Genomic DNA, 5062 nt, shown 5'->3' with positions numbered 1-5062 from the left:
CTGTGCCAGCCGTTCCGGGGCGGCGGCGCCGGGCCGTGGCCCGCGGCCTCGCGGTGCCGCCGGCCGCGTGGACCCGTACCCGGCGGCAGACCGACCAGGTGCGCAGGGCGCCCGGAAACTCCGGGCGCCCTGCCGTGTCCTGCCCTGTCCTGTCTGCCGGGTTCAGCCGGTGATCACCCTCAGCCCTTCCGGCGCCCGTGTGCTCACCGTGCCGTCCGCGGCCACCGTGATGTCGAGCTGCTCCCCGCCGACCTCAAGCCCGGTGACCGTCAACGGACCGAAGGAGCGGGCGAATCCGGGCGCCACGGTGAGCGTGCCGCCGGGCACGTCCGCGTCCAGCCCCAACCCGGCGCGCAGCACATGCACCGACGCCGCCGCCGCCCATGCCTGCGGGCGGCAGGACGCGGGGTAGGGGGCGGGCCGCGCTCCGGCCTGGTCGCCGTGGCCGGCGAAGAGTTCGGGAAGGCGGGCCTCGAAGGCCGTCGAGGCGGTCAGCAGACCCGCCGCAAGGGGCGCCGCCGCATCCGCGAAGCCGGCCCTGACCAGGCCGTGCACGGCGATCGCCGTGTCGTGCGGCCAGACGGAGCCGATGTGGTAGCCGTACGGGTTGAAGCCCGTCGCGGCACTGCTGAGGGTGCGCAGACCGTGCCCGGAGTCGAGGTCGGGGCGGGTCAGCCGGGCGGCCAGCAGCGCGCTCTCCTCCTGGTTCAGCAGGCCCGTGCCGAGGAGGTGCCCGAATCCGGAGGTGATCGCGTCGACGGGCCTGCCGTCGCGGTCCAGCGCGAGCGCCGGGTAGGGGCCGTCGGCGTCCTCGACCCAGAAGCGGTCGCGGAAGCGCGCGGCGAGGCGCTCGGCCCACTCCTCCCAGTCGTCCGCGCCGGTCCGGCCGAACGCCCGGAGCAGGGCCGCGCCGCCGCGCGCGGCCTCGTACGCGTACGCCTGGACCTCGCACAGCGCGATGGGCGGCTCGGCGAGGCGGCCGTCCTGGTGCCGGACGGCGTCCCCGGAGTCCTTCCAGCCCTGGTTGGCGAGGCCGCGGCCGGTCAGGTCGACGTACTTCAGGAAGCCGTCGCCGCCTGCGTCGCCGTGGTCGCGCATCCAGGCGAGCGCCGACTCGGCATGCGGCAGAAGCGGTTCGACCTGCTCCGGGGCCAGGCCCCAGCGCCAGGCGTCGTGCAGCAGGGTGATCCACAGCGGGGTCGCGTCCACCGTGCCGTAGTACACCGGCGGCAGCGTGAACGTGTCCGCGAACTCCTGGGCGCTGCGCCGTACTTCGTGCAGGATCTTGCCCGGCTGCTCCTCGGTGGCCGGGTCGACGACGGCGCCCTGGCGGCGGGCGAGGGTGCGCAGGGTGCCGGCGGCGAGTTCGGTGCCGAGCGGGAGCAGCATCCGGGCGGCCCACAGGGAGTCGCGGCCGAAGAGGGTGAGGAACCAGGGGGCACCTGCGGCGAGGAACTGGTCCACGCGGCCGGCCGGCGCCGCGCCGTCCTCGTCCGACCGCGGGTCGGTCAGGCGCAGCCGGTCCAGGTCGGCCACCGACTGTTGCAGCCAGTGGTCGTAGCGCCGGTCCGCGGAGCGCAGCGCGGGGGTGCGCCACGGCAGGGCGTCGGCCGCGGGCGCCGGGAACTGGTCGCCGTCCGCGTGGGCGGCCGTGCAGTGGAGCGTCGCCGTCCAACTGGTGCCGGGATCCAGTTCGACGTCGTAGGCCAGGCGCCCGGTCTCGGCGTCGAGCCGGTCGGCGGCCGGCTCGGCGGCCAGCCGCACGGTGACGGCGTCGCGGGACCAGGCCAGTGTGGAGCCGTCGGCGGGCCGCGCCGGGACAAGGTCCTGGCGGTCGCCTGACTTGACGCGTTCCATGAGGGCCAGGTCGGTTCCGGCCGTGACGGTGAGCCGGAAGGCCACGTGCTGCCGGCCGGCGTTGACGACCGTGAACTCCTCCGTCAGCCGGCCGGCCGTGACGGTGCGCCGGCGGTGCAGTTCCACGGCCGGGTCCGGGGTGCTCTCGCCGAGCCCGCGCAGGATCGCCCGGAACCCTGCCCGGTCGGCGCCGACGAGGCCGCCGGTGACCGGCGCGAGCGGGATGCCGTCGACCGCGACGGTCAGCCGGGACAGGGCTCTGACGTCGCCGTGGAAGAATCCGTCGACGCCGTGTTCGATCTGCCCGTCCGGGCGGGAGAGCGCGAAGCTGGGCGCGCAGAGTGTGACGACCGCGTCGTGCAGGAACGGCTGCAGTCCCTCGGTGGTGTCCGCCGCCCCCGATTCCGGGTCGCCTGTGTCCTGGGGCTTGACAGTAGTGTCCAAAAGAGAAGAACCTCTCAGCGTTAGATCGTTCCAACGACATTAATCTGCTCTTCAGAGCGATGACAATGCTTTTGGAACGCTCAAATCGATCCACCAGGGCTCTGCACGGCCCTTTCCTGTCGGAGACCCGTATGCCCCGCACCCCGCGTTCCCCGGCCCCCCAGGGCCCGGTCACCCTCGCCATGGTCGCCCGCCGGGCCGGTGTCTCCCCACAGACGGTGTCCAACGCGCTCAACTCCCCGCAGTTGCTGCGCCCCGAGACCCTGCAGCGGGTACGGCAGGCCGTCGACGAGATGGGATACCGGCCGAGCCGCGCCGCACAGACGCTGCGCACCCGCTCCAGCAAGCTGATCGGCTACGGCATCCAGCCCTCCCCGTCCGGCACCACGGCCCCGATCATGGACCGTTTTCTGCACGCCCTGTCCCAGGCCGCGGACGAGGCCGGATACCGGATGCTGCTGTTCGCCAGCCCGGACGGCGAACCCACGCTGGAGGGGTACGAGGAACTGCTCGGACAGCACGAGGTCGACGGGTTCGTGCTCAGCGGGACTGCGCGCCACGATCCCCGCCAGGCATGGCTCGCCAAGCGGGGCGTGCCGTTCGTCGGCTTCGGCCGGATGTGGTCGGGGCGGCCGGTCGGCGACTGGGTCGATGTGGACGGCGCCTCGGGTACGGCGGCCGCGGTGGAGCACCTCTTCGCCCTCGGGCACCGCCGGATCGCCTTCCTCGGCTGGCCTCGCGGCTCCGACGTCGGTGACGACCGGGCCACGGGCTGGCAGCGCGCGATGCGCCGGCACGGACTGCCCACGCGGGCGCGGCGCGCACAGAGCGTCAACGACATCGAGGCCGCGCACAACGCGGTCAAACCGCTCCTGGACGCGGGCGCGACGGCCGTGGTCGCGGCCAGCGACACGCTCGCCCTGGGCTGCTACCACGCGCTGCGCGAGCGCGGCGCCGCGCCGGGCCGGGACGTCGCCGTGATCGGCTTCGACGACTCCCCGACCGCCGCGCTCCTCTCACCCGCGCTGTCCTCGATCGAGCAGCCGCTGGAGGCGGTCGGCCGGGAGTGCCTGCGCCTGCTGCTGGCCCGGATCGCCGACGCGGGTGCGCCCCCGGAACGGGTGCTGCTGGCACCGTCGCTGGTCGTACGCGACAGCGTGCACGGCGCAGATGCCGGTCCGGGCGGACCGGCGACCCCCTAGACGCCGTCCACCGAGCCCTCGCACACCGGCCCGATCCCTCACACACCTGCCCGATCCCTCGCACACCGGCCCGCACGGGCCCCACACCTCTCCTCTTCTCCTCCCCACCCCGGATCGCGGTCCGCCGCGTCGCCCGGGTGGAGCCGCACGTCCCATCCCGAGTACACGGAGGAAGCAATGACCACCCGCACGGCCGCCGCAGCCCTCGCCACCTGCGCGGCTCTCATGGCCGCCACCGGCTGTTCGTCGAATTTCGGCGACAGCAAGGAGACCAAGCAGGACTCCGGCGCCAAGCAGCACCTGACAGTGCTCATCGCCACGTCGGGCGACGCCGAGACCAAGGCCGTCAAGGAGGCGACGGCCGCCTACGAGAAGAAGTCCGGCAACACGGTGACCGTGGAGGTCGCCAAGGACATGAACCAGCAGCTGGCGCAGGCATTCGCCGGGCACAAGCCGCCGGACGTCTTCTACGTCAACTCCGACCAGTTCGCCAACTACGCCAAGGCAGGCTCGCTGTACGCGTACGGCGACCAGATCAAGGACGCGGACGACTTCTCGGCGCAGCTGCGCTCCTCCTTCTCCTACGAGGGACGGCTGATGTGTCTGCCGAAGGACACCTCCACGCTGGGCCTCGCCATCAACACCGAGCTGTGGCAGAAGGCCGGACTGACCGACAAGGACTACCCGACCACCTGGGCCGAGCTGAAGCAGGTCGCGGACAAGCTCACCGGTGACGGGGTGACCGGTCTGGTCACCACCAACGAGTACCAGCGGCTCGGCGTCTTCATGAAGGAGGCGGGCGGCTGGGTCACCGACGCACGGCAGACGAAGATGACCGCCGCCGGCCCCAAGAACGCGGAGGGCCTCGACTTCGCGCAGTCGCTGCTGAAGTCGGGTTCGATGAAGTACGCCCAGGGCGTCGACACCAGTTGGGGCGGCGAGGCCCTCGGCAAGGGCAAGGCCGCGATGACGATCGAGGGCAACTGGCTGGCCGGAGCCATGAAGGCCGACTACCCGGACGTCAAGTACAAGGTCGTGGAGCTGCCCGCGGGACCGGCCGGCAAGGGCACGCTCGCCTTCAGCAACTGCTGGGGCGTGGCCGCCGAGAGCGCACACCGGACGGCCGGCGTGGATCTGGTGAAGTACCTCAGCTCCGGTGAGCAGCAGCTGAAGTTCGCGGACGCCTTCGGTGTCATGCCCTCCCGCACCAGCTCGCTGGCCACGTACGCGCAGCGCGTGCCGGAGGCCAAGGCATGGGTGGACGGCGCCACGTACGCGCAGGGCCCGGTGACCATCGCCGGATTCGACAAGGTGCTCAGCCAGTTCAACACCGATCTGCAGGCGCTGCGCACCGCCGACCCGAAGAAGATCCTCGCCGACCTCCAGAGCAACGGCGAGCAGGCGATGGCGAAGGGCGACTGAGCCATCATGTCCTCCCGCACCACCCGCGCCGCGGACCACCCCCGCGGCGACGGTTCCTCCGGCTCCGGACTGCCGCGTGCCGCGGCACGTTCCCGGTCGACCGGTTCGCCGGGCGCGCCTGATGCGCCCGGCGGGGC

At 72.7% G+C, this 5062-nt stretch carries 3 protein-coding genes; 2 read left to right on the top strand and 1 reads right to left on the bottom strand.

Annotation, left to right across the window (positions count from 1 at the left end; translation table 11 throughout):
* Window positions 1–162: 162 nt before the first annotated feature.
* A complete protein-coding gene (locus tag ACWEKM_RS45725; protein ID WP_451627231.1) occupies window positions 163–2301 on the bottom strand; it encodes an amylo-alpha-1,6-glucosidase in 2139 nt (712 codons plus the stop codon).
* A gap of 131 nt (window positions 2302–2432) precedes the next feature.
* Between ACWEKM_RS45725 and ACWEKM_RS45720 the strand changes: the two genes are divergently transcribed.
* Entirely contained in the window at window positions 2433–3503 is a 1071-nt protein-coding gene (locus ACWEKM_RS45720) for a LacI family DNA-binding transcriptional regulator (RefSeq protein ID WP_451627230.1), read from the top strand.
* A gap of 177 nt (window positions 3504–3680) precedes the next feature.
* Window positions 3681–4925, top strand: coding sequence for a sugar ABC transporter substrate-binding protein (locus tag ACWEKM_RS45715; protein WP_451627229.1), 1245 nt, complete (start codon window positions 3681–3683; stop codon window positions 4923–4925).
* Window positions 4926–5062 lie beyond the last annotated feature (137 nt).

It is taken from the genome of Streptomyces sp. NPDC004752 (assembly GCF_053601275.1).
The sequence above is the reverse complement of the archived record's forward strand: the minus strand, read 5'-3'. Positions and strand labels throughout refer to the sequence as shown.